18 protein-coding genes are annotated in these 24,921 nt (G+C 60.6%); 5 read left to right on the top strand and 13 right to left on the bottom strand.

The genetic code is table 11. The annotated features are described in order from the left end of the window. The first annotated feature begins 337 nt into the window (after positions 1-337). Positions 338-1,024 (top strand): hypothetical protein, encoded by a 687-nt coding sequence (locus VNH11_09655; GenBank protein ID HVA46626.1) that lies wholly within the window; start codon positions 338-340, stop codon positions 1,022-1,024. A 742-nt stretch (positions 1,025-1,766) separates the two neighbouring features. Here the strand turns inward: VNH11_09655 and drmC are convergent. The 8 genes from drmC to VNH11_09615 form a co-directional block, all read right to left on the bottom strand. Next, on the bottom strand, positions 1,767-2,501 hold the full coding sequence (gene drmC / locus VNH11_09650) for a DISARM system phospholipase D-like protein DrmC (protein HVA46625.1): 735 nt from the start codon (positions 2,499-2,501) through the stop codon (positions 1,767-1,769). A 68-nt stretch (positions 2,502-2,569) separates the two neighbouring features. Beyond that, a complete protein-coding gene (locus VNH11_09645; GenBank protein HVA46624.1) occupies positions 2,570-4,456 on the bottom strand; it encodes a DUF1998 domain-containing protein in 1,887 nt (628 codons plus the stop codon). Next, positions 4,453-7,539 carry a DISARM system helicase DrmA gene (drmA, locus tag VNH11_09640; GenBank protein ID HVA46623.1) on the bottom strand — a complete coding sequence of 1,029 codons (3,087 nt, stop codon included), beginning with the start codon at positions 7,537-7,539 and terminating at the stop codon, positions 4,453-4,455. The genes VNH11_09645 and drmA overlap by 4 nt, the downstream gene beginning before the upstream one ends. 571 nt (positions 7,540-8,110) lie before the next feature. Beyond that, on the bottom strand, positions 8,111-8,515 hold the full coding sequence (locus VNH11_09635; protein HVA46622.1) for a PIN domain-containing protein: 405 nt from the start codon (positions 8,513-8,515) through the stop codon (positions 8,111-8,113). After that, a complete protein-coding gene (locus VNH11_09630) occupies positions 8,515-8,829 on the bottom strand; it encodes a hypothetical protein (GenBank protein HVA46621.1) in 315 nt (104 codons plus the stop codon). The genes VNH11_09635 and VNH11_09630 overlap by 1 nt, the downstream gene beginning before the upstream one ends. 381 nt (positions 8,830-9,210) lie before the next feature. Beyond that, positions 9,211-9,441, bottom strand: a complete 231-nt coding sequence (locus VNH11_09625; GenBank protein ID HVA46620.1) for a hypothetical protein — start codon at positions 9,439-9,441, stop codon at positions 9,211-9,213. An 814-nt stretch (positions 9,442-10,255) separates the two neighbouring features. Continuing rightward, positions 10,256-12,769: a gamma-glutamylcyclotransferase family protein gene (locus VNH11_09620; protein HVA46619.1), complete on the bottom strand. Its 2,514-nt coding sequence runs from the start codon at positions 12,767-12,769 to the stop codon at positions 10,256-10,258. Between the two features lie 194 nt (positions 12,770-12,963). Beyond that, positions 12,964-13,329, bottom strand: coding sequence for a four helix bundle protein (locus VNH11_09615; protein ID HVA46618.1), 366 nt, complete (start codon positions 13,327-13,329; stop codon positions 12,964-12,966). A 146-nt stretch (positions 13,330-13,475) separates the two neighbouring features. Between VNH11_09615 and VNH11_09610 the strand changes: the two genes are divergently transcribed. After that, a complete protein-coding gene (locus tag VNH11_09610; protein ID HVA46617.1) occupies positions 13,476-13,619 on the top strand; it encodes a hypothetical protein in 144 nt (47 codons plus the stop codon). Between the two features lie 91 nt (positions 13,620-13,710). On the opposite strand, the gene VNH11_09605 is transcribed toward VNH11_09610, so the two are convergent. The 5 genes from VNH11_09605 to VNH11_09585 form a co-directional block, all read right to left on the bottom strand. Continuing rightward, a complete protein-coding gene (locus VNH11_09605) occupies positions 13,711-14,370 on the bottom strand; it encodes a hypothetical protein (protein HVA46616.1) in 660 nt (219 codons plus the stop codon). 54 nt (positions 14,371-14,424) lie between these two features. Next, positions 14,425-15,438, bottom strand: a complete 1,014-nt coding sequence (locus VNH11_09600) for a hypothetical protein (GenBank protein ID HVA46615.1) — start codon at positions 15,436-15,438, stop codon at positions 14,425-14,427. Positions 15,439-15,474: 36 nt separating this feature from the next. Continuing rightward, positions 15,475-15,840, bottom strand: a complete 366-nt coding sequence (locus VNH11_09595) for a four helix bundle protein (protein ID HVA46614.1) — start codon at positions 15,838-15,840, stop codon at positions 15,475-15,477. Positions 15,841-15,914: 74 nt separating this feature from the next. After that, positions 15,915-16,904, bottom strand: coding sequence for a hypothetical protein (locus tag VNH11_09590; protein HVA46613.1), 990 nt, complete (start codon positions 16,902-16,904; stop codon positions 15,915-15,917). A 318-nt stretch (positions 16,905-17,222) separates the two neighbouring features. Then, positions 17,223-18,482: an NAD(P)/FAD-dependent oxidoreductase gene (locus VNH11_09585; GenBank protein ID HVA46612.1), complete on the bottom strand. Its 1,260-nt coding sequence runs from the start codon at positions 18,480-18,482 to the stop codon at positions 17,223-17,225. Between the two features lie 561 nt (positions 18,483-19,043). Between VNH11_09585 and VNH11_09580 the strand changes: the two genes are divergently transcribed. The 3 genes from VNH11_09580 (at position 19,044) to VNH11_09570 (ending at position 24,379) form a co-directional block, all read left to right on the top strand. Further along, complete coding sequence (locus tag VNH11_09580; protein HVA46611.1) at positions 19,044-19,259, top strand: hypothetical protein; 216 nt, start codon at positions 19,044-19,046, stop codon at positions 19,257-19,259. Between the two features lie 348 nt (positions 19,260-19,607). After that, positions 19,608-20,990, top strand: a complete 1,383-nt coding sequence (locus VNH11_09575) for a c-type cytochrome domain-containing protein (GenBank protein ID HVA46610.1) — start codon at positions 19,608-19,610, stop codon at positions 20,988-20,990. A gap of 59 nt (positions 20,991-21,049) precedes the next feature. After that, positions 21,050-24,379: a DUF1549 and DUF1553 domain-containing protein gene (locus VNH11_09570; GenBank protein HVA46609.1), complete on the top strand. Its 3,330-nt coding sequence runs from the start codon at positions 21,050-21,052 to the stop codon at positions 24,377-24,379. Positions 24,380-24,921 lie beyond the last annotated feature (542 nt).

Here is a 24,921-nt window from a genome sequence, read left to right as displayed (position 1 = left end):
AATCAAGGAATCTCAGGGTAACAGCTTTCGCCGCCCTGCGTGGGCCGCGTCAGGACGTAACCAACGCAGCGGCAGGTACTTCCGGCAGGAGGTGCTGGCAGAACTCCAACGGGAAGTGTTACCCTGCTTTGAACCACGCCGAAAAACAAAAGCATTCAGCGTCATGGCCTAGCGGCAACACCAATCGCGACATGCCTTTACGGCCACGCGCGAACGCATCAACGTTCGCTTATAAAAGCTTTTAAGCCCGCAGTAAGTTGTCAAAGACCCGCGGCGACGCTTGAGCGTCGCGCTGCCCAACTCGTCACGAAGGGGCCGGCGTCGGACCGCCGCCCTCGTGCTCATCATCGCCAGGCGATGTGTTCTCAGCAGCCGAACGGCGGGCGGTGCGGCCGCCTTGCCGTCGGCGAATTACCGTTGCGGAAAAACAATGACCGTTGTCAAAAACAAAAATCGTCTCAGCAGAATCCTTGCCCTAAAGCCATTGCGCCACCCAGGTTGCGGCAAGGCCAACTCAGCCTTCGAAACCGTGGCCGCAACGGTAAATCTGGGGGGTGCGGCTGATTTTGGATTTTCGATTTCGGGATTTTGGATTGGCGGTCGCCATCGCTCATTTTTCTGTCTGGTAATCTTTCTGTCGTTCCTTTCGTTCTACCGCGCCGCTGGCTTGGCATGTTGCACTGTCATTCCTCTCGTTCTACCGCGCGGCTGGCTTGGCATGGATCTGCGGCGAGCTTGCTCCGCATCGTTTCCGTTGTTCTACCGCGCCGTTGGCTTGGGACCGGATCTTTTCGACTTCTCACCGCGGCTCGACGAACGCCGGCGACGCTGCTTCGCCGCACGACAAAAGAAGTGCTCAAAGAACATGCAGCCAGATGACCACTATGCCCATCATTTAAGCAGCCGCAAAAACCCCTCTGTCCGTTTAATCGATGGGCAAAAACCTCGTGTTTCGTCGGCTGTCGCAAATTTGCGCCAGCCGATCGGCACCGGCGTCCACGCTAGGCCGCTGCTCAATTCTTAGGCACGGCTGAAGCTTTGCCAACCACCACCGTTCGCCTCCCGATCGCCGATCCGCTCGCGGAGCGAGCGGGCTACGTAGCCCGCTTGCTCCGCAAGCGGGGAGGCTGACCGGGAAGCGGCGGCCTGCTGGCGGAAGCGGCTGTCGGGCGCGTCGTTCCGTAGGCTGCCAACGCGAACCCCCGCCGGGCAAGCCGGCGGCATCCGCTCGGCACCAAGACATCCTTTGTTCTCTCGCGACTGGCTTGGGTTGGACCGGTTGCAGTCGTCCGCCTGCTTGGCTCCCTATGTTCTACCGCGCCGTTGGCTTGGGACCGGATCTTTTCGACTTCTCACCGCGGCTCGACGAACGCCGGCGGCTGGTTCGCCGCACGACAAAAGAATTGCTCAAAGAACATGCAGCCAGATGACCACCATGCACATCATTTGAGCAGCCGCCAAAAAACCCCTCTGTCAGTGTAAGCGATTGGCAAAAACGCCGTGTTCCATCGGTCGGTGCAAATTTACACCGACCGTGCGCTGGCGAGCGGGTCGCGACAGCCGCCCGGCGGCGCTGCTCAATTCTTAGGCACGGCTGACACTCTGCCAATCACCAACCACCAACCACCAACCACCAACCACCAACCACCAACCACCAACCACCAACCACCGACCACCGACCACTAACCACTAACCACTAACCACTAACCATATTTGTTGGGTTCACGGATGGGGAGGTCGGCGGGCATGATGATCGCTTAATTTCTTTATGGCCTCGCCAATACGCCGGTCTGAATCAAGCGGTCGAAGTGCTGCTCGACCTGCTTCGGTAATTCGCCGCCGGTGATAAGCACGCCTAGTTCCATGTTGACCGTGAATGCGTACTCCGTGAGGTTGGCGCTCGTGAGGAAGAGCGTTTCTCCATCGGAAACGGCGCACTTGACATGGAGAATGCCTCTCTTGCCGTTTGCGTCCTTCGCTCGATTATCGAGCGGCCAATAGTAAACGCTCGAATTCGCTGCGACCTCGGCACCAAGGGCCTGGAGCGTGCTGTAGGTGTTTTGGCCTTCTAAGCGATCGGGCGTCTCTACGACCACGTTGATTTTGGCTCCCCGACCTGCGGCACGAACAAGAGAATCGCAAATCCGTGGAATGTTGTAAACGGCGTAGCTCACCACCACTACCCGCTCGCTCGCACCGTCAATCAACTGGAGCAATGCCTGCTCAGTGCGGCGACATGGAACGGCTCCCGCCTCCGGGCCAGTCCAAACTAGCTCGACCCCTTGGCTGTCTTGATGAGACTTCTCTGCGTAAGCAGCGGTTCGTAGTGCCGACGCCACGGCTTCGCATGAACTTTCAGCGGCGTGCAACTTCCAACAATCGAGAAAGTTGCCCACGAGACAGCGGTAATGTGCGTGCCCAATTCCGCTGGTCAGTCGATGTCGTGAGCCGGGCCAATCCGAAACGTCGCACGATTCAACCGCATCGCTTACGACTTGCATGAGCGAATAGGGCAATGCCTTCGCCAGGCTGCTCGCTTCAACGGCGATGACTTGTTGCCCTCGTTCCATTAGCCGATCTCATCCTGTTGCTCGTCTTCCTCCACGTTGCAATCGAAGAACGCCAAGTGTTCCTTGTCGAGCGTCTTCACGAGAACCGAACGATCGAGGTACTTGTTGCCACGCTCGCAAGAGGTCTCCGGCAGAAACAAGCAAGCGTGGCAGGCTGCCCCGTGAAGAGTTCCATCCCGATAGGGATGATGTTCGGCGCATAGCGGATCGGATGCACATAGCCGCATCGCTTCAAGGGCCTGGTTGAGATGCCTGCCTAATGTGTCGGTTTCGCCCAGGCTCACGAGTCCACCAAGCGTGCCCTCGCTATCTGGTGCCGCCGTGTAAAGTAACACGCCAGCCATTGGCGACCCTTCGTCTGCGATTCGGGAATAAATGCGTTCTCGAATGCTGGCCGCCGTGTAGCCGCACTCGACGGCCAATTGTCGAATCACCGCATGAGCAAACGAATGCAGAAGGATGTACCGAATCGACGGGTAGCCCGCTTTCGGTAGGGGATGATTGCGAGACTCCCGCCATCGCTGATGAGCTTCGTAAAAGAGACGGTCGTGGGCGGCCAGGTTTTTCTCCCAAGCGACCATCGTCTCCTCGGAGAACTCAAAGAAGATGCCTTCACCGTTGATCTCATTCGAAGGCACGAATTTAGGCTCAGTGCGGGAGAGAGGGGCGAGTTGCCCCTTGGGCACTTGAAACGGCGTATCGTAATCGCCGGGCGACTCTATGCGAGTGAAGCCAATCAACGCACGCACCTCACGCAGCCGCTCGACCAGCACGATTTTGTCGAAAATCTTTCGATAACCGAGCGGCGGTTGTACGACTCGCAATTTGAAGTAGCGGCTTGGTGGAGCGGCTGCGGGATTCGAGAAGATTTCCCATTCGGGCGATTTAAGGTCGGTCGGCTCGCCCGCCTGTTGCGCTCCGCCTGAACGCTTCTTTTGCACTGCCTCCCAAATCTGCTGGTCACTGAATTTGGCAAAGTCGTTCAACTGCCCCACCTGCCTCAACAACTCGATGTTCTGTTGGCTTTGGGCCTTCTCCAACGTGACCCATTGATCGTCCACCAACTGTGAAAGTTGATCGACCGAGGTTGGTATCGACAGCGCCGATAGGATTACCGAGAACCAGCTATTCGATGCGCCTTGGAGCATGGCCCGGACGTGTTCGACCTCGCAGCCTTCCGGCTCGAAGTCTCGCAAGTGAGGTCGGCGACCACGGCATGGAGGAAGGTTCTGCTCGTTACCGGGGCCAAAGGCATGAGCCATGCTGCGGATGCTATTGCACACCTCACAGACAACGAGCACATCGGCAGCCTCGCCGGAAATGCCTTCACGCAACCGTAGCCGGTAGCGGCAATTCGAGCGGCCCTGATGCACGAACTCCACCCACGGAAAATCGTCGAGATGTCCGTGAGGGCAGGCAACGACAAAACGAGCCGGCACCACGGTCGGCGGTTTCCCAGGTTTCTTTTGGCATCTGGTGTGGACGTACCTCGCTCGTTCCGGGTGATAGGGTTCCGTCTTGAGTGAGAAAAGATCGGAACTCAGCGGCGCAAGCAACTGGCACGCCGGGCAGACCATCCAACGTGGAAAGGGAGCTACCGGCACGCCGATGTAGGCACGCTCATCGAAAGCGTTGGGAGCGCCGGTTGTTTCTTCCGTGCGAGGGGGCGTTAGCAACCGCTTCACCTGGCCGCCCAAGGCATTTTGAACCGACACCAACAGCCGTTCTTCATTGATCTCCGACGAATAGTGGATTGGCCAGTCGTCCAGCCCCATCACCATCGCCGCAATGTTAGGTAGGTCGATGATCGAGCCGACGCCAAATGTCGTGAGGATTTGGCTGGGGCGCAGATCGCCGACATCATGTTTCGTGATCGGTGGGTTCACTCGTCGCTCCCCTCTTCATCCTCGGTCGAAGGTTCCGGCATGGGAGCGGCCATTGCGCTGGCGTCGTCATCCAAATGGTGGTCGTCCAGGATCAGCTTCACGGTTGGCTCAACCTCCCGCAACGAGTTCAAGCAGGTAAACTCCTCCCAGCGCTTCAAGCCGGGATGATGAAGAAGGTTCACGGTCACGCCGTCTCGCACGTCACGGTAGCCAAGCACACGGCCACCCGCCGTCCGCTGTGCTTCGGCTTGCCAGCAATCAACCTTCCTCTTCAGTTCGTCTTTTACGAACTTGGCAACCTTGTTGTCCTTGCCCACGAGATGCGCTCGGTCGGAGATGACTTTGATCGCCTCCTGCACGTATTGGTGGTTGGCCTGCGTGGCGAGCAGCGTTGCCTTATCATTGCCGTTGAATTCGGTTCCTTCCAGCCGCACGCAAGCGACGAGCAGCGCCGCCAACCCACGGCTCAACGCCCCTGGTGAGAACGGCGTCACCGAAAGAGCCTCGACGTGCTGGTAAAAGGTGGCGTGATAATGCTCGAAGGTTTCGTAGTGCGACAGATCACGGGGCCTGGCCCAATTGAAAACCGTGCAGACGATGCCCGGATGGCTGCGGCCCACACGGCTAGTTGCCTGGATGTATTCAGCAGTTGTCTTTGGCTGACCGCCGACAACCATCAGGCCCAGCCGCTTCACATCGACACCGACGGAAATCATGCTTGTCGCCAGCAATACATCGAGCGGCTTGGCCGGCATTCCACTGAACTGCTGTTTCTTTGCCATCGCCTTTCGCTTGGCCTGCATCACGGGATCGAACGGAATTTCGAGCCGATCGAGCGTGAGAGGAATCTGTGACGACGCCATGCGGGAAGTGAGTTCCTGGAGATAATCGGTGCCGGAAAAAAACCTTTTCGCCAAGCCTCGCCGATCCATCTTTCGCAGTCGGCTTGCCACATCGTCATCCACTAAGCGGCGCATTCCGCCTAGCTCACGCATCGAATTGAAGTAGCCCACGAGCGTCATCCACGGATCGGCGGCCAAGCCATATTTTTCGTAAAGGGCCTGACCCGACGAGAGGAAGGCGACATAAACACGAATGAGGGCTGCCTTCAGCCGGCGGCCGGGGGCGCAGATGCCGATGTAACGCCGCCCCGGAATCTGGTCGCTCGGTGCTCGTTGGATCGAAAAGAAACTGTCTTCGACATCGAGGCCATGCGCCGGAAACACATCGACCTTTCGCAGAAACAACGCATGAACTTGATCCATCGAGCGGCGAATCGTTGCCGTTGAAGCGATAACCTTGGGTCGAACCTTCTTGCCGTGTACTTCCCAGGTGCAGAGTTTGTCGATGGCCGTCTCGTATAGACCCACAAGCGTGCCCAGCGGCCCGCTGATGAGATGAAGTTCGTCCTGGATGATGAGATCAGGCGGGCGCAGCGGGTTGTGCGGCAGTGCTTTCGCAGGGCCGTAACCGGTTTTCGTTTTTGGATGGCCGCTGCCGCCCGGAGAGATGTCGTCGATCTCAGGAGAAATGTAGCCGTGCCGGTCGCACTGGCCTGTCACCTGGCCAAAGAGCATCTGCACCGCCCCGTTCCACGGCATCTGGGCGAACTTATCGACGGTGGCAATCAGCATCGTCGGCAGGCGACGGTAAATCTCTTCATCGACGACTAAGACCGGCAGACCTTCTTTGGGGGCGCCCGTGGCTGTGAATGGGCAACGCTGCCCCATTGGGTTGCCACAGTAGATGAAGGTGCGGCCCGCACCCTGGGCGAATTCCTCTACGATCACGTCTTGCTTTCCCCGCTCGATCTTGCTGCCGCACCAGGGACAGAACGTCAGTTGAAAGGGCGTGCCAATACCGGCAACGGAACTCGCACCGTCTCGTTGGCCGTGGGCGAGCTTGACTGCCTCGGCGCTTTGCTTGGTGGTGTTGGGCGTCGTGCGACGGCCGACCCACAGACCAATCCGAAAGGGCGACTTTCCCCATTTGGCTTCGCTACGACGAATCATCTCGCAGGCGCACATCAGCGCCGTCGCTCGCTGGAACTGCTGGATGGTCAGCAACCGTAAGGTGTACCGCATCAACACAGTAATGCCATCTTCGCCCGACCGGCCTTCAACCACGCCTTGCAGCCGCCTCAGCCCCATCGTGTAGGCGGCCAGCCCCAAGTAGCTTTCGGTTTTGCCTCCGCCAGTTGGGAACCAAAGCAAGTCGGCGGTGGCATCAGGCTGCTCGCTGCGGTCGGGATGGTTGAGGTCCGTCACCCCCGGCATGTTCAGCAGGATGAAGGCGATCTGGAAGGGGAACCAGGAGCGGTTTTTGGGGATGTCGATGTCTTGGAATTTTACCTGTTCGTCTCTGCGAATGATCTCGGAGTAAATCGAGTGCGTCCGCTGCCACCACATGGCCCGGTTCATAAATTGAAAGGCATCGACCGCCTGGGCATCGTAGGTTTTCGATTTTGGGTCGAGGAGCGCAATGCCTTCTTTGATTCGTTTGAGTGAGTTGCGGCAGCGATCGAGGGCCGCATTGGCGGCATTCTTATGGTGCCCCAAACCGGGCACCCGCTTCGCCTCGTTCGTGATCCAGTCGTCATAGGCGATCACCAGTGGCTCCAGCATCCCCGGCAAGTTCGCCGGATCGGCCTCTGCCAACTCCTTCATGTCGATCACTAACCCGGCCAGCTTTCCGAATGCCGAGTTGCGGTTGGCATCGGCGGTTGTCGGCGGAGTCGTGCGGCAGACCTCGTAAGCCGGAATGACTCGTGTTTTGATGCGAATTGCCTTGTCGGTCACGCCGGGCGGTGTTTCCGCATGCACGCTCACCCCATGCCCTACAGCGAACTCGACATAGTTTCGATAGAGCATCTCCATCGCTGCGTTTTCCGCCGCGGTCAGCGGGTCGAGCTTGGCGGCGTTTTGCCGGTTCACCTTCTTGCAAAAGATGGCCGAGCCATCGGTGGCCTGAACGATCAGTTCCGGCTGAAAGAGCCACATCGAGTCCTTGTTGATCCTCGGCTCCTCCTGACCGTTGACCAGGAACAGCGTCACAATCCAATTGCCGTTTCGTTGGCGGACCACCTCCTTGCACGAAGACCTGCGGGCACTCGGCATCGACGGCAAATTGCCCTACGGGGCCAACCTTCAGCGTGATCGTCTTTGTCCCGCCTCGTGGGTGCCGCTTCCAGACACGTTTTGGGTTGCCCGACTTTTCGTTCACCAAATGCTGGCTCTCGACCTTGAGATACTGCCCCCAGCGGGCGATGGCCTCGATCTTCTGGACCTGGCCGCTCACGCAAAACGTCATTCCGAATGACACTGGAAAGGTCGCCTTCGGCAACGGAGCGGAGAATTCTTGCGGGCCGTCCTCTTCGCCTTCGGCCCCATCTTCCTCAAGCTCGTCAAGCAGCACGGGCGGGAACTCGTCGTCCTCATCGCTGCCAGCCGGTTTGGGTTGTGTTGATGGCTTCCGTGGGGCCAGCACGCCGACCAGGTAGCGATCTCGCACCGAGCGTTCGTCAAGCTCCTCCTCGGCGCTCTCGGCGGGGCCAAGCAGGTCGTTGACGACCATTTCTTCGAGTTTTGCCCGGATTTGTGTCGGGGAGAGAACTTCGGGGAGGACTTTTTCTTCTGCGGTCATCTGTTTTAACCTTTATGCCAACACTTCCACGGTAATGCCGCCGCATGCCTTCAATTGATCGTCGTTCGTCAGGAACAACCCGCAGCCGTGGACGATTGCAGCAGCGAGATGCAACGCGTCGGGTAGCTTGATTTTCATGACGGACGCCACGCGAACCTCGGCGGCTCGCTCGCAGACCGCGGGCGTTACAGCCAGCATCTGCACCACCGAACTCGAGAAAAATCGCTGGTAATCCGCCAACACAAGTGCGTCTTGGGATTTTAGCGGCCCGATGAGACACTCGGCACGCGCAAGGTCACACACGGCAACCGTGTCCCCGGCGGCTTTCGCCGCCGCCAAGCGAGCCACGATCTTCGGTCCCCAATGCGGATTCTTTTCCACCAGATAAATCACGCAATTCGCGTCCAGACATAGCATCATGGCAGCCGCTCCCGGAGCCGGCGCGATTCTGCCTGCAGCCGTTCAATCGCCTCTTGTCTCTGTTCCCAGCTTTCCCTCGTTTCCCGCCGTTCGGCTTCGACTTCCTCGGCACTGCGTGGAACGTGACCGCGTGCCTTCTGACCGGCCCAGATCGACTTCATCATGTCCCAAAACGGATCGCCTTCCGGCAACTCGGGCAGGGATTGGACGATGACTTGCACTCGGCCGGCTGGCAGCTTGGTCGGCTGGTCCAGCAGCAATGTCCCGTCAGCTTGGATTGTCCCCTCGACGACCGTCTCGGTCAGGTTCATGGTTCTCCTCCCTTTCGCGAATGACTTTCCAGCATTTTACTCGAAAACAGGCGGTCCGTTATTCCCCCGACGACGATTCCGCGCCGCGCGTCACACATGGTTGCACGCCGACGCGGTGGGCCGGCGTTGGCGCACGGCGGCGGCGGGGTTGGCGCGGTGGTACAATGAACGTCGGTTCGCCCGAGGCGGCGCGTTGGTAGCCCGGTGCGGGCGTCATTCGATAGCCCCAGGGTGTAGCGCAACGGAACCTGGGTATATGCCCCGTCACGTAAATTCAGCCCTGAAAGGGCGTCATTCCGGCGGCACGGCCAACTGGTGAAACTGGTCGACGGCGTCCAGGTAATAGATGACGATCACGCTGTCCAAATAAACGAGCATGGGTCAACTCTGCGGATGGTGTTTCTGCCATTCCATCTCCCAGTAAACGGCATCGGCGCGCTCATGTTCGCCGCGAAGCTGGTCGATCTCGGCGGCAATATCCGACCCACGGCGGAAGGTCGCCCCCGCTGCCTCCAGTTCCTTGCGGGCCCGTTGCAGAAAGTCCCACCAGTTCTCGCGGCCATTGGCTGCCGCGTCTGGCTGCTGGCTAACACCCGGCTGGACCGTACTCATGGCGCTCCTCCTTTCATCGAGTTGGTCATTGGCCGTCTGTGCCTCGCGTTGTATTCTACCGCCACGACGGGGCTTGCCCCCGTCGAGCGCTGACTGGCTGGCTAGAAGCGCTCGCCACGACGGCCCCTGCCTTTCCGCGAAGCGTCCGCCGCCTCTGGCGGCGGACGCTTCGCGGAAAGGAAAAACGGCTTGGTGGTCATTCGTTTCTAGCCTGTCAGTCGTCGTTCCACCGGGGCAAGCCCGGCGGAGACGGTTTTTACGCCAGCACTGGTTCTTCTCCCTTTCGTGAATGACTTTCCAGCATTTTACTCGAACACAGGCGGGCTTGCGCCGCCTCCGCGCCGCCCGGATTTCTCGGGCGTTCGACCTGGCAATGCATGTTGTAGCCGAACTGGCGGCGCCGTTCGATAGGACGTCGCCGCGAACCGCTCGACTCGATTTCATTGAGCCGGCTTTAGCCGGGCTTTGCGTCTTTGCCACCAGCTTTAGCTGGTGGTTTCCGGCCGCACCTCAAGCTCCTATTGAGCCGGCTTTAGCCGGGCTTCTGATGTGGCTTTAGGCCTTGCCGGCCGCTCAGATGGCTAAAGCCATGTCGAGAAGCCCGGCTAAAGCCGGCTCCTCGCGATGGTGATCTTCCAAAATCCACCAGCTAAAGCTGGTGGCAGACGTTTAAGAAGCCCGGCTGAAGCCGGCTCACGATGGACAACAAAACCGCTACCACGGATTATTTCGCCCGATGACCCAGGATTCCGCTGCGCTGCACCTTGGGCTACCGAATACAGCCACGTTGGGATCGGCCGCACTGCCCTCCAAATCACGCGCCCCGCGTCGCCCAAAGCTCGATCTGTTGAATGTACTCTTCCGGCAGGCCGTGCTGTCGGGCGCCGGTGATGATTTTGGTCAAATACCCGCTGGTCGGCGGCCGCTCGTCGGTGGTGCTGCTCGGCGGCGCGATATAGGTGATCGCCTCGACGGCCTCTCCGTCGTCGGTCACCACTCGCACGGCGCGCCGCTCGTAGCCGCCCTCTTTCACAACCATTTTCAGCATGGCGTCGGGGTTACAGCGGTAAATCACGCCGACAACCGTTTCGTGCGCGGCCGCGATGATGTTGGCAAACACCTCGCCGCCTGCGCCCTGTTTGTTGAAGGCCAACCGGTGATCGGCGAGCGTCGCGATGCGTGGCCGCTCGCTTCCCTGGCGGATCGCGCCGGTGCGGTCTTGCTTTTGGTCGATCCATAAATTGCTGCCGTAGGCAAAGTACCATACGTCGCCGTTTGCGTCCGCCGTTTCCTGATCGCTTGGTTCGACATCAGCCGCGGCGTCGAAGAGCGGGGCCGTGGCGGGGTTGGCGGCGGTTTTTTTGCGGCCCTTCGTGGCTTTCGGCTTCTTCTTCTCGTGCAAGCCCTGCTTGACTTCTTCGGCGTAGCGCTCGTGGTTGAGCTTGAGGAGCCGCTGCAAGACCTCACGCCGGGCTAATTCGCGGATCGTGAAACGGATGCCTTGCTTCGTCTCGTGGAAGCCGTGGCCAAGGTCAAGATCGGTCCAGCCGTAGGCGGCGGCGACGGCGTGATCCATTTCAACGTGAAGTTGTCGGAGTTCTTGGATGTCGGCGCTGGCTTCGTCTGGATCGTGAAAACGATTGTAGGTCTTGGTAAGTCCCTCTTGTCGTTCGTCTGTAACTCGGTGACGACGCTCGTCATAGCGGCTACCAATCCAACCGAGTGTCGAGAACCGCGAAGGAAATGGGAACGTCTCAAAGCAGTCAGATGGCGTATACCGCATTCGGGTTTCCAGTGTTGATCCGCAATGTCTTGCCCATTCTTCGTGCGGTGTGGACTGCACTAACGCAAAAAGCCGGTCCTCGTCCGAAGCAATTACACCGAGCGCATGAGAAAACACAAACGCAACGGGCTCCCAGGCTGCGATCATGTGCTTCGAGACTAAGGAGATCGCAAGCGCTCGCTGCATCCCCGAGATAGATTGGTAAAGTTCAGGTCTCCAGCGCTCGTAGAGCCACCACCGCTCTCTTGCCGTTTTGCTGTACTTGTTTGCGAGTCGTTCCGACTTTACTTTCTCCTCGACAATATGAAAGCAGTCTCGAGCACTCTTTGCTTTTTCCATCGACCAGTCAAAGAAGTTAATGACCCAGCGGCTCGGCGATTGGTCGGGCCGCGAGTTGAGGTCTTCTCCGTTCAGATACGGAAAAAGCACATCCTTGTTGCGCGGGTCTTTATCGATGAGCCGCCGAGCCTCCTCGGGCTCAAGCACGAAGCCCATGCCGAGGACGATCGAGCCCTGAAACGATTTACCTTCGTTCGCTTTTAGACGATGCGGGTTGCCGGTAATCGTGCCGGGTGCGGAAAGAAAGGCGGTGATGCCACTGGCGGGCTTGTCGTCGAGCACAAACGGCCCGCGCCAGGCACCTCGCCGCACCCACACCTGAGCCACCTCGAGGTTGGCAGCGCCGGGCCAGGGACAACTCGCCACCGCGCGCGGAATCACGCAGCCATCGGCGGTTAGTTGCTCCAGGCCAACTTCTCTTGTATCGCCCTGGGCAATGGTGTTTGTGGCCAAGAACCCAAGCTGGCCGCCTTCGCGCAGCAGTTGCCGGGCGCGGAGGAAAAAGTACGAGCAGAGATCGGCGCTGCCGCGCCTGCCGGCGGCCAGCCGAGCGACCAGGAATTCTCGAAAAGCCTCGCCTAGCGCGCCGGTGATCTTCTGCCCGCCCATGAACGGCGGATTGCAGACGAAGGCCTCCAATCCTCCGTTCTGGAAGACTTCTGGAAACTCCAGCGGCCAGTGAAAACGGCCATCGACGCCTGCCTTGTGCAACCGTTTCTTGGCGTCGGCATCCAGCTCCTCGACCGGCAAGTCCTTGAATTTGTACTCGACCTGCACGAGGGCCGAGTTCAACGCCGATTCCCGCTCGGCGGCACTCATCGGCTGCCAGCTTTCAGCCAGCAGCATATCGGCGGCGTAGGTCAGGCGGCGGGTCTGCTCATCGGCGTTTTTGAGCATCAGTGATTTGCGCTCAATGTCTTCAGGTGTGTTGGAGGGCTGCTCTTCGATTTGCTTGCGGAGCATCTTTACGGCATTGAGCCGGTTTTCGATCTGCTTGCGCTGCTGTTCCAAAAGCGGCCCGGTGCTGACCCGCTCGTCGAGCGAGAAACGCAGAAGCTGTTCGATGCTGCTGATACCGACCAGCGAATCGCCCGAGCGCACGCAGTGGTCGAGGAACGTGAACGGCTTGTCCTTGGCCAGCGTCAAGAGCCAGAGTGAAAGCTTCGCCATTTCCACGGCCAGCGGATTTTTGTCGACGCCGTACAAGCAGCGCTGGGCTACCAAGCGCCGGGCGTAAACGAGCCGCTCCTCAGTATCGAGTGGAATCAATTGCTCGTCGGCAGCGCCGGTCGATGGCTCGCCGTGGGGAGTGATACGGGGGGGAGCGTGGACCGTGGGTCGTGGACCGTGGACCGTGGGTCGTGGACCGTGGGCCGTGGTCCGTGGGGCGGGGGACGGTGTCAGAGCTTCTTTTCGAGGGCTTGGCGAAGGCGAGAGATCATTTGGCTTATCCTCTCGCACAGCGACAGGAGCGGATCCAGGTCCGCCGCGCTCAGCAGACCGACTCGTTGCGCCAGCAGCAGATGCGTTTGCACCTCCATGAGCGAACCCCGGGCTATGCTGAGAAAATTGAGAAACTCCTTCGTCGACTGCCGCCCCTGACCTTCCGCGATGTTGGCTGGGATCGACGCCGCCGCGCGACGTATCTGGCTGGTCATCCCGAACATTTCCTCCTTGGGAAACCTCTTCGTCGCCTTGTAGCATTCCTCCGCCAGATCCATTGCCACCTTCCAAAGTTCCAAGTCCCGAAAAGTTTGCAGTGCCATCGCTGATTTCTCCCATGCCCCGGTCCACGATCCACGGTCCACGGTCCACGCCGTCCGCCCCACGTTCCACTTGCTCCCAGCTTTCGACGAGTCGCTGCGCCATATAGCGGCAGGCCTGAACCAGAAACGCCCCCGAGCCACAAGCCATGTCGCAGATCTTCAATTCGAGCAGTTCCCTGGCCGGGCGAAGCTTCCAGTGCTCGTTCGGCAGCCCTTCGGCCGGGCCAACGTACACCAGCGGTTCCAGCGTATACTGCACGATCGGTTCGGTCAGGCTGGTGGGCGTGTAATGGGTGCCGCTCGTGCGGCGGTCGGTGCCGGCGGTGACGTAAACGCTCCCCTTGCGAATCACGACGGGTCGATCGAACGAATCTTTGGCGATCAGGCCGGCGAAGGGAACCACTCGTTCAAACAGGCTGGCGTCGTTGCCACACGCCGCCCGGAGTTTCGAGGCCGCGTCGAAATCGAGTTCGGCGGCGAGCGCGTTTTTGAGGGCGCTGATGGAGCGGCCCGTTTCGTCTTGGAGAAACTTGAGGATAGCGGGGTGTGGAGTGTGGGGTGTGGGGTGTGAATGGGGTGTGCGGAGCGGGGTGTGGGGAGCGGATGGCTTTTCGTCTTCCGTCGAGCTTTCTCCACTCTCCACTCCCCACACTCCACTCCCCACACTCCACTCCCCACTCGCCGCTCCCCACTCTCCACACCCCGCCGCTTTTCGAGTTCCGACAGAACGATCTCCGGTTCCTTGCCCTTGCCGCCCGACAGGCCGAGCACCGGCTCTGTGGCACGCTTGGCCGTGTGGTCCAAGAGACCTTCGTAGACGTGCCCGATCTGTTCGATGCCCAGCGCGCGAAAGCTGACGCGCTGCGCTTCGCCGTGAATGCGCAGGTATTGCAGCGACCGCAGCAGGTGCAGCACCGTGCGGTTGTTGACCGGCAGTGGATCGGCCGGCGCGCTCTGCCAGCTCGTCTTGGCCTTGCGGCCTTCCAGATACGCAAAGCGGTCGGGGTCGAACAAGTTGCCGGCGTAGGCGGGCAGCTTCATCCGCTCATGCTGCACGCCGCCGAACACGGCCCGGAAGGTGGAGAGCAGCCGCGACTAGGCATCGAAGCGGCGCTCAAGAATTTCTTCACCGTGGTTGTCGGCGGTTTCCTGCAGTTGGGCCACAAGGGTTGAAACGGCATAGTGCTGGTCGTAGAGAGGGTCACCCAACAGCAAAAGTTCTCGTTCTTCGGCACAGAACAGAAAAACGAGCCGCATCATCACGGTGAGGGCGGCTTCATAGAGCACCGTTTCCGGGATGCTGCCGAGCAGTTTGCGGCCGTGGTCCTGATCTGCCCGATCGAGCGACTGGATGAGAACTTCGACGGCCTTGCGAACCTGGAAACCAAGTTGGTCGGTGACTTCTTGTTGATTCGCGGCGCTCTCGCGGAGCATCTCTTCAAGCGTCTGGCCTGAGAGTGCGCCAAAGAAGCGAGTCGTCGAAAGCAGACTGCGGAAGGCACGCAGCGTGATCGGCTCTTCCAGCCAAAGGCTGGAATAGAAGGAGGCGAAGCCAGTGGGCAATTCCTCAGTCTTGTTCGTCAGAATCCAATGCTCGCCGTTCGTGACCAAGCCAAGCTGGCATTTCGTCTGCTTGAGCAGTTCGGCCATGCGTTCGGCCGGAGACGCTTTCCAGCGCAGACCGTACACATGCTTTTCAAGACGCTGCTCGGCTGGATAAACCGCCAGCAGCAGACGAGGTTTGCCTGGTTCAGCGATGTCGCCGGGATTGCGGACCACGAAATCGGGCCGAATGACCTCGCCGGCCTCGGCGTGGATCGCCTTGAGTGTTTGCGGTATTGACTGGCCGCTAGCGACGACCTCTGCGGGCAGTCGCAGCGTTTCTTTCAGAACGAACTCGATCCAGGCGTTATGGATCGCCGGGTTCGGCTTGTGCCCGGTTTGATTCGTTTCCCACTCGTCGAATGCCAGTCGCATCCTGCGGGCATGGTCGGGATCATGTGCATCGAGTCCATGTGGAAAAACCTTCTCCAGCACCGGCAGGCTGACAAACGGCCCAGAGATTTCGAGCAGCGAAAGCCATTCAGCGTGGTGTTTTTTGTTGGACATGCGGAGCGGGGCGTGGGGTGTGGAGTGTGGAGAGAGTTAGAGGCGCTTTTCGAGCGTCTTGCGAAGGCCGGACATCATGCGGCTGATGTCGTCGGTGAGTTTCAGCAGAGGCTCGAGTTGTTGGGCTGTCATCAGGCCGACTCGTTGAGATAGGATCAGGTGCGTTTCGATCTCCTTGAGCGATCCCCGTGCTACGCTGAGAAAATTCAGGAATTCTTTCGTGTGCTGTCGTCCCTGACCTTCGGCGATGTTCGCCGGAATCGAAGCCGCCGCGCGGCGAATCTGACTTGTCATCCCGAACAGTTCTTCCTTCGGAAACATCTTCGTGACCCGATAACACTCTTCTGCCAGCGTCATCGCCTTCTGCCACACTTCGAGGTCTCGGTAGTTCTGCAGCGCCATCAATTCTTTCTCCCCACTCCCCACACCCCACACCCCACACCCCACTCCCCACACCCCACTCCCCACACCCACCACTACACAAACTTCTCTGGCACAAGATACGTCACCGCCACCGGAAACAGCCGTGACTGCGGATCGGCAAAGCGGGCCTTAATGGCAGCCTTTTCCTTCTCGATTTCACTGGGGATTTCCAGCGCGCGACGCCGCAGCGCATCCACGTTGCGCCCGAACTGCTCTCGCTCCGGGGTGCTGAACAATTCCTTCTGCTGATACTCAGGGTCTTGAAGCTCGTCCTCGATCGACTTCTTGAGCTCCTTTAGGATTGCCTCGATGTCGCTGGCTTCCTTGTTTCCACGATCGGTCAGCGTCTTGGTCAAGCCAGACGTGCGATCTTCCATCCGGCTTTCGAGCGCTTGGCGCAGCGGATCAGCGGTCTGCTTCCACAGGTCGAGCAGTTTTTTCTTCACCGCTTTGGGCGGCTCTCGATCGGTGGCGGCCGTGAGCGCTTCATCCATTTCCTTCAAGGTGCGGAATCGGGCAAAGCGGCCTTCACGCAGAAGTCCGCCGGCAGTGACGATCTCTTCATGCAGCCGGTGCTGATCGCCGCCGATCACCACGAGGCGAGCGTGAGCGATCATGGCCGGCGCATCCAACACTCGATCGGGTACGATGCGAGCGGTGATGCGGTTGAGCTTTTGGCGGCCTTCACGAGACCAGACCTCCGCCCGCAAGAGGCGCAAACACATTTGCACCAGTTTGTGGTTCAAATGCGCCAGCACCACGTCGTCTCGCCCCTTCGACAAATTGTGGTCGAAGACAATGGGCCGAACAGCTTGCGTGTGCTTGTGGATCAGGCCGTCGCAGCAACTCTCCCAACTGCCGCCCAGTGCCGGAAGTTGAAACACGGGGCATGAAGTGCTTTGAGGATTGGGCCATATCCCATTGACCTTGGTTTCGATGAGCGGCGGCTGCTCGGCAAGTTCGAGGCCGATCTGGACGACCTTTTGGATGTTTTCAGGCTCCAGCCGCCACTCCTTGCGAGTCTCGTGAAGCTGGTCTACCATGACCAGCCCTTGGGGTGACCGGCACATTGCCGAATCCACTTACCGCCGACTATGTGAAGCTGCCGTACAAGAACCCGCCAGGCCGGCACCCAAAGACTGGGTTGACCAAGGAGGCGGCCGTCCTCCGCACCTGGATCGTCACGGCTGCACCGAACGATATCCGTGGGCGTTCGGGCTTCGTTCCACCCGCCCACATGGCGATCGTGAATGCCAAGACGGCGGCGAGGGGCCAAGACAATCGTCGGATGGCCGTGAAGGCGCCTTCGCGTTTTCCGCAACCAATCGATGTGCCACTTCCGAACGAACGCCCGTGACATGTCAGGAGGAAGAAGGCGCGGCGGTCAATTGCATCTCCGCCCGCACGGCGTCCATGGGGCCGTTGACTTCATCGACGCTGTCTTTGAAGAGATCGCCGATCAAGAGGTCGGTCAAATGGCCCTTGAGGTGAGGATACTGTTTTACGAACCGCCCGAAGCTGAAGCCGTCGTAAAACTCGCAGACCAGCCGCCGCATGCGGTCCATGCCGCGGACGAACTCCGCTTCCCACCGGCCAAGCTGCGCGGCCGAAGTGTCGCCTTTGACCAGCCCTTGGGCCACGGCGTCGGCCGCAAGCTCCCCCGATTTCAGCGCCAGCAACACGCCCGACGAATACAGCGGATCGAGAAAGCCGAAGGCGTCGCCGACCAGCACCCAACCGTCGCCGGCCGCCTGTCGCGAGCGATAAGAGTATTCCTTGGCCGCGTAGAACGGGGCCGTCCGCCTGGCTCCCGCCAGCCGCGGCTGCAAGCCGGGGCAGCGGGCAACCTCTTCGTTGTAAATGGTCTCATGGTCGCGATCGGCGCGGTCTTTGAACAGATATTGGTGGCCCGCGACCACGCCCACGCTGACGATGTTGTTGTGCAGCGGGATGTACCAGAACCAGCCCTGCTTGCCTTCGGTGCGCAGCACGATCGTGCCGCCTTCGTCGCGGCCGCCATCGCGGTAGGCGCCTTCCCAGTAGGTCCAGAGCGCCGCTTTCTTCAGTGCCGCGTCCCACTCTCGCAGCCCCAGCCGGCTCATGATCATCGAGCTTTGCCCGCTGGCGTCGATCACCACTTGCGACCGCAACGTGTGCTCGGTCCCATCTTCAAGCTGAACGCGCACGCCCACCGCCCGCTCGCCCTCGAAGAGTACTTCCAGCACGCGGGCACCCTCGTAGACCGACACGCCGTGCTCGCGGGCATTGTCGAGCATCATCTTGTCGAACTCGCTGCGCAGCACCTGCCAGGTCTGCGAGCACTCGTGCGGCTTGTGCTCGACAAAGTAGAACGGCTCCGAAAGCCTTCCTCGCTCGTTGACGAACTGCACGCTGTATTTCTTGACGAAGTGGCTTTGCTTCATCTTCTCCAGCATGCCCAGCCGCCGGAGCACCCAGTACGTTTCAGGGATGAGCGACTCGCCGATGTGGAACCGGGGAAAACGATCGCGCTCGAACAGCACCACACGGTGCCCTTGCTGGGCCAGCAAAGTGCTGGCGGTCGAACCCGCGGGTCCGCCGCCAATCACGATGGCGGGCACTTCCTTCGGCAGTGGCTCCATATTGGTTCGTAGGCTCGTGGCTGGACGGGATTAAACGTAGGGTGGGACCAGCGAGCTTGCGAGCGCCGGCCCACCAACCAAGGCGTTAGGCAATAGGCGTTGGGCGTTAGGTTACGATTAGAGAATCGTGCCTAAAGCCTAATGCCCATCGCCTAATGCCTCCATTACTACCCTCACTGCTTTGAGGCAGTATATGTCGTCGCAACAACGGTTGTCCAGACAACGACTGGGCGAGTGGACAACATCCGCTTGGACAAACAGCGACCGGTCCTGATTCGCAAGGAACCAGCCAACGGTTGATTCGATCGTCTTAGACGTGCCCTCGGACGCAATTCGTTGCTGTTCCGCGCGGAACCACCGAGCTTTTGCACCCTGCGATTGGATTCGTGGGGGAAAGAAAGAGTCACCTTCACGGTGTGAACGGCGATATGGCCACACTTCGGCACGCTCCCTGCAAAGCAGAGTTTTTCGTTGCCCGACGAGTTGCGGGGCGTGACCGCGACAAACAAACGGAACAGGGCAACAGGAACACGTAATCTTGGATACGAGGAGGTATGTACCATGTCGACGAAGTTCGAAATCGACCAGCTTGAGGAACGGATTGCCCCGAGCACCATCGGGGTGAGCGGCTTTAGCCTGGGAGTGGCCGGCACCGACGGTGTCGCGGTGGGCCTGCCGCTGGGTCTCGGCAGCGTGAGCGTGGGCGTCATGGCCAATGACAGTGTCAGCTTCAGCGGCGTGAGCGTAAGCCTGCCGTCGCTGACCGGCTTACTCTAGCGCAAGACGCAGGCGGGTTAGAGGGAAGGGACCGAGTTTCCGACTTGGTCCCTTTCTCTTTGCGCCGATTGCGGCCAGCCTACGCTTTGCCTATATTGATGTTTGGGTCGATGGCCAACGGTCGTCGGCCCCCGCCTGAGTTTGCCCGGAGGCATGTCTGCTCGACCTTTCCAGCAAGGCATGACTCTGGGTCCCGCCTTATTTTACTGCTAGCCAAAGGGTGCCCGCATGCGCGGCGTTTCGTTGGTATTCGGTTCGTCGGCGTCTGTTCGGCAAAGCCGCGACACAGTCGTCTTGAAACCTGAACCGGGGCGCCCCTTGGGCCCCCTGAACCCTCTCTGGTGGGCCGTGCCTGCCCTGCTTGTGTTCGCCAACATCGCGTCGGCCGACGATGCCAAGGTCAGCTATTTCAAGCAGATCCGGCCGATCTTTCAGGAACATTGCCAGGGTTGCCATCAGCCGGCCAAGCGATCGGGCGGATTCGTGATGATGACCGTGGCCGATATGCAGAAAGGCGGCGACAGCGGCGAGCCCGCCTTGGTGCCCGGCAACTCCGACAAGAGCACGCTCGTCGCCCAAATCGTTCCCAACGGCAATGAGCCGCCCGAAATGCCGAAAGGCCAAGAACCGCTCAAGCCTGAAGAGGTCGAGCTGATCCGAAAATGGGTCATGGAAGGGGCCGCCGACGATACTCCCTCGATGCCCGATACGGTGGTCGATATGGAGCATCCGCCCACCTATTCGCTGCCGCCGGTGATCACGTCGCTGGAGTTTTCGCCCGACGGCTCGCTGCTGGCCGTGTCGGGCTATCACGAAGTGCTGCTGCATAAGGCCGACGGCAGCGAGCTGGCCGCGCGGCTGGTCGGCATCTCGGAGCGGATCGAATCGGCCCGCTTTTCGCCCGACGGCAAGCGGCTGGCGGTGACGGGCGGCTCGCCCGGCCGCTTCGGCGAAGTGGAAATCTGGGACATTGAAAAACGCGCGCTGCTCGTTTCGACGCCCGTCACGTATGACACGGTTTACGGCGCGAGCTGGTCGTCGGACGGCACGAAAGTGGCCTTCGGCTGCGGCGACAACACCTTGCGGGCCATCGACGCCGCCACCGGCAAACAAGTGCTCTATCAAGGCGCCCATAGCGACTGGGTGCTCGACACCTGCTTCTCGACCGACAACTCGCACGTCATTTCCGTCAGCCGCGACGGCTCGATGAAACTCACCGACGTGGCCACGCAGCGTTTCGAAGACAACATAACCAGCATCACCCCCGGCGCGTTGAAGGGCGGGCTGATGGTCGTCCGCCGCAACGCCAAAAGCGACGAGTTGCTGATCGGCGGATCGGACGGTGTGCCGAAGATTTACCAGATGTATCGCACGCGGGCCCGGCAGATCGGCGACGACTTCAACCGCATTACGCGATTCAACGCCGAACCGGTGTCGGGCCGCATCTTCGCGGCGGAATTCAGCCCCGACATGACCAAGGTGGCCATCGGCTCCTCAAGCGACGGCAGGGGCGAAGTGCGGCTCTTGAACGAGGCCGACGGCAAAACGGTCCGCAAGTTTGCCGACCAGTTCGGTGCCGTTTATTCGTTGGCCTGGCGGCCCGACGGCAAGCTGCTGGCGGTCGGCGGCTTCGACGGCAAAGTGCGGTTTTTCGATCCCGAAGCGGGCATGATGGTCAAAGAGTTTGTCCCCGTGCCGCTCGCGCCCGCGACGGTCGCGGCGGTGCAGTAGTGGTTAGTGGATGGTGGTTAGTGGTTAGTGGTTAGTTAATGGCTTCAAAGGACCAAACGATGAAATTATCCGGCATCTTGTGGATGGGCGTGCTTTATCTTGCCATCATCTCGACGACACGTGCTGAAGAAGCCGCCGGCCGACCACCGGAAAAACTGCCGGAAGGCCGCTCGCTGGTGCGGATTGAAGCCACGCCGCCCTCGGTCGAATTGAAGTATCCTTACGCCTATCGGCAGTTGCTGCTCACCGGCCAGCTCGATTCGGGCGAGCGGGTCGATGTCACGCGGTTGGTGCAGCCCGAAGTTCCCGAGGCGGTCGTTTCGCTTTCACCGGCCGGTCAGGTGCGGCCCAAAGCCGATGGCGTCGGCGAGCTGAAGTTCTCGCTCAGCGGGCAAACGGTGGTGGTGCCCGTGACCGTGAGCGGGCAAAGCCAGCCCTATGCGGTGAGCTTCGTTCGCGATGTGCAGCCGACGCTCTCGAAGCTGGGCTGCAATGCGGGCACGTGCCACGGCGCGGCCCAAGGCAAGAACGGCTTTAAGCTGTCGCTGCGGGGCTACGATCCGCTCTTCGACCACCGGGCCTTGACCGACGACCTGGCGGGCCGGCGCTTCAACCGCGCGGCGCCCGATCAGAGCCTGATGCTGCTCAAGCCGACCGGCGCCGTGCCGCACGTGGGCGGCGTGCTCACGCACCGCGGCGAGCGCTACTATGAGCTGCTCAGGGCCTGGATCGCCGACGGCGTGAAGCTCGATCTCGACAGCCCACGCGTGGCCAGCATCGACATCTTTCCCAAGAATTCGGTGATTCCCTTGCCGGGCATGCGGCAGCAGATGGCGGTCGTGGCCACCTACAGCGACGGCCAGGTGCGCGACGTGACCGCCGAGGCGTTTATCGAGAGCAGCCTGGCCGAAAAGATCGAAGTCGACAAGCAGGGCCTGGCCACGGCCGCGCGCCGCGGCGAAGCGGCGATGCTGGCCCGCTACGAAGGCGCCTACGCGGCGACCACCGTGATCGTCATGGGCGACCGCGGCGGATTCGCCTGGCGCGACACGCCGGTCAACAGTCACGTCGACGAGTTGGTCTACGACAAGCTCAAGAGCATGCGCATTCTGCCGAGCGAGCTCTGCACCGACGCTGAGTTTCTCCGCCGCGTCGATCTCGACCTGTTGGGCCTTTCGCCCACGGCCGAGCAAGTGCGGGCGTTTCTGGCCGACACGCGCGACACCAAGACGAAGCGCGACGAGCTGATCGATCGGCTGATCGGCAGCCCGGAGTTTGTCGAGAACTGGACCAACAAATGGGCCGACCTGCTGCAGGTGAACCGCAAGTTCCTGGGCGAAGAGGGGGCCTGGGCCTTCCGCAATTGGATCGAGCAGGCGGTGGCCAGCAACATGCCCTACGACAAGTTTGTTTACAGCGTGCTGACCGCCAGCGGCTCGACGCTCGACAATCCCCCGGCGGCCTACTACAAGGTGCTGCGCGAGCCGGGCGACGTGATGGAGAACACGACGCAGCTTTTCTTGGCCGTGCGGTTCAACTGCAACAAGTGCCACGACCATCCCTTCGAGCGTTGGACGCAAGACCAGTATTATCACCTGGCGGCCTACTTCGCGCAGGTCGGGCGCAAGCCGGCGCCGGAGTACGCCGGCCGCAACATCGGCGGCACCGCCGTGGAGCGACCGTTGCCGCTGGTCGAGGTGGTGTATGACCAGGCGGGCGGCGACGTGACGCACGTCCGCACGGGGCAGGTTTCCGCACCACTCTTCCCGTACACGCACGCGGGGCAGGTGCCCGACCACGCCGCCCGACGCGAGCAGCTTGCCCGTTGGATCACCGCCAAAGAGAATCCTTACTTTGCCAAGAGCTACGTGAACCGCATCTGGGGATACTTGCTGGGCGTGGGCATCATCGAACCGCTGGACGACATTCGGGCAGGCAATCCGCCGACGAATCCCGAGCTGTTGCAGCGGCTGACCGACGACTTTATCGCCGGCGGCTTCGACGCCCGGACTCTGTTTCGCACGATTTGCAAGTCGCGGGTCTATCAGCATTCGTTGGCGACCAACGAGTGGAACCAGGACGACGAGACGAATTATTCGCACGCCCTGGCCCGCCGTCTGCCGGCCGAGACGCTGTATGATGCGATCCACCGTGCGACCGGCAGCGAGATTCGGCTGCCGGGCGTGCCGGCCAACTTTCTGGCCACGCAGTTGCCCGACAGCAGCGTGCAGCTTGAAGACGGCTTTTTGGACCTTTTTGGCAAACCGCCTCGCGAGAGCGCATGCGAGTGCGAACGCTCGACCGGCGTGATGCTGGGCCAGGCCTTGAATCTGGTGAACGGCCCGACCATTGCGCGGGCCATCAGCGATCCGAACAACCGCATTACCAAATTGGTGGCGGGCGAGAAAGACGACCGCAAGGTCATCGAAGAGATCTTCATGTCGATTCTCTGCCGGCCGCCCAGCGAACAGGAAGTGGCGTCGGCGCTGGATGCCGTTCGGGCTGAGAAAGAAGAGCAAGAAAAGCACGCCGCGGCCCTGGCCGCCTACGAACGCGACCTGTTGCCCAAGAAGCAAGCGGAGTGGGAACAAAGCCAGACGGCCGTGAACTGGGTGGTGCTGGAACCGGCCTCGCTGGCCTCGGCCGGCGGCGCCACGCTGACGCGGCAGCCCGACAACTCGGTGCTGGTCACGGGCAACCATCCGCCGACCGACACCTACAACATCACCGCCCAGACCGATCTGCCGGCGGTCACGGCCGTTCGCATCGAGCTTTTGCCCGACGACAGCTTGCCGGCCAAGGGTCCGGGCCGGGCACCCAACGGCAACCTGGTGCTCAATGAGTTGAAGGTCACAGCGGCTCCGGTCGGCGACGCCGCCCAAGCGAAGCCGCTGACTTTGCAAAGCGCCCAGTCTGATTTCGCCCAGGACGGCTTTCCGGCCACGTTGGCCGTCGACGGCAACGCTCAAGGGTCGAGCGGCTGGGCGGTCTCGCCCAAGTTTGGCGAGACCCACACGGCGATCTTCGAAACGACGCAAGACCTCGTCAACGCCGGAGGGACGCTGCTAACGTTTACCCTCGAGCAGCAGTTCGGCGGGCAACACACGATCGGCCGCTTCCGTATTTCCGTGACCAGTGCCAAGCGGCCCGTGAGCTTGCAAGGTCCGCCGGCGCCGATCGCCGCGCTCTTGGCGGTGCCCGCCGAGACGCGGACGGCCGAGCAAAAGACTGAGCTAGCGAACTACTTCCGCTCGATCGACGCGGAGCTGGCCCAGTTGCAGCGCGCCGCGGCCGAGTCTGCCAAGCAGCCCGATGCGTATCGCCTGCTCGGCGCCCAGGATTTAGCCTGGGCATTGCTGAACAGCCCGGCGTTCTTGTTTAATCGATAGAACTCGTTTCTGAGAAGCTTCGTTCTAACAATCATCGTTTTACGACAGATTCCGCCACGGGATCCAGCCGCGCCAGACGCAGAGGGGAACGTGGCTGACATGACAGACGCCTGGCTGGCCTGGGGCCGGAGGCATGGCTATCTATAGCCGGGCCCGTAGCCGGAAACTCCGTGGCCTTGCATCCGCCGAAAATGCGATGATAATAGGTAATGGGTCCGTTCCGCAACTGCGTTGCTACGTGAGGACACGAGCAGGATTGCATTGGGAAGGTTCAATCATGCCTGTAATTGACTTTGAAGACTTCGACGAATACGGCGCCGCCATCGAATTCCTCGCAAGGCGAGGCATCGGATTTCACACGCGTCCGCCGCAACAACTCGTGGTTCGATCGGAGGATTACAAAGCCCTCCTGGACGCGCAAATCATTCGCGAACCGAGGCCAAAAGTGAATCGCGCAGGTGGCAAAAAGACCCGTTCGCCCTCGAAACCCAAGGCTGGCGGCGCTCGTTGACAAGCCGCCAGGAAATCTGTGGTTGCCAAGC

The sequence above is a fragment of the Pirellulales bacterium genome (assembly GCA_035533075.1).
Taxonomy (GTDB): Bacteria; Planctomycetota; Planctomycetia; order Pirellulales; family JAICIG01; genus DASSFG01.
This window is presented reverse-complemented; position numbering and strand designations above follow the sequence as displayed.

Excerpts from the sequence above, each read along its gene's own strand:
- drmC (HVA46625.1), bottom strand. The coding sequence starts at position 2,501 with ATGCAAGTCGTAAGCGATGCGGTTGAATCGTGCGACGTTTCGGATTGG.
- VNH11_09635 (HVA46622.1), bottom strand. The coding sequence starts at position 8,515 with ATGCTATGTCTGGACGCGAATTGCGTGATTTATCTGGTGGAAAAGAAT.
- VNH11_09630 (HVA46621.1), bottom strand. The coding sequence starts at position 8,829 with ATGAACCTGACCGAGACGGTCGTCGAGGGGACAATCCAAGCTGACGGG.
- VNH11_09625 (HVA46620.1), bottom strand. The coding sequence starts at position 9,441 with ATGAGTACGGTCCAGCCGGGTGTTAGCCAGCAGCCAGACGCGGCAGCC.
- VNH11_09615 (HVA46618.1), bottom strand. The coding sequence starts at position 13,329 with ATGGCACTGCAAACTTTTCGGGACTTGGAACTTTGGAAGGTGGCAATG.
- VNH11_09610 (HVA46617.1), top strand. The coding sequence starts at position 13,476 with ATGTCGCAGATCTTCAATTCGAGCAGTTCCCTGGCCGGGCGAAGCTTC.
- VNH11_09605 (HVA46616.1), bottom strand. The coding sequence starts at position 14,370 with ATGAAGCTGCCCGCCTACGCCGGCAACTTGTTCGACCCCGACCGCTTT.
- VNH11_09600 (HVA46615.1), bottom strand. The coding sequence starts at position 15,438 with ATGTCCAACAAAAAACACCACGCTGAATGGCTTTCGCTGCTCGAAATC.
- VNH11_09595 (HVA46614.1), bottom strand. The coding sequence starts at position 15,840 with ATGGCGCTGCAGAACTACCGAGACCTCGAAGTGTGGCAGAAGGCGATG.
- VNH11_09590 (HVA46613.1), bottom strand. The coding sequence starts at position 16,904 with ATGGTAGACCAGCTTCACGAGACTCGCAAGGAGTGGCGGCTGGAGCCT.
- VNH11_09585 (HVA46612.1), bottom strand. The coding sequence starts at position 18,482 with ATGGAGCCACTGCCGAAGGAAGTGCCCGCCATCGTGATTGGCGGCGGA.
- VNH11_09580 (HVA46611.1), top strand. The coding sequence starts at position 19,044 with ATGTCGACGAAGTTCGAAATCGACCAGCTTGAGGAACGGATTGCCCCG.
- VNH11_09570 (HVA46609.1), top strand. The coding sequence starts at position 21,050 with ATGAAATTATCCGGCATCTTGTGGATGGGCGTGCTTTATCTTGCCATC.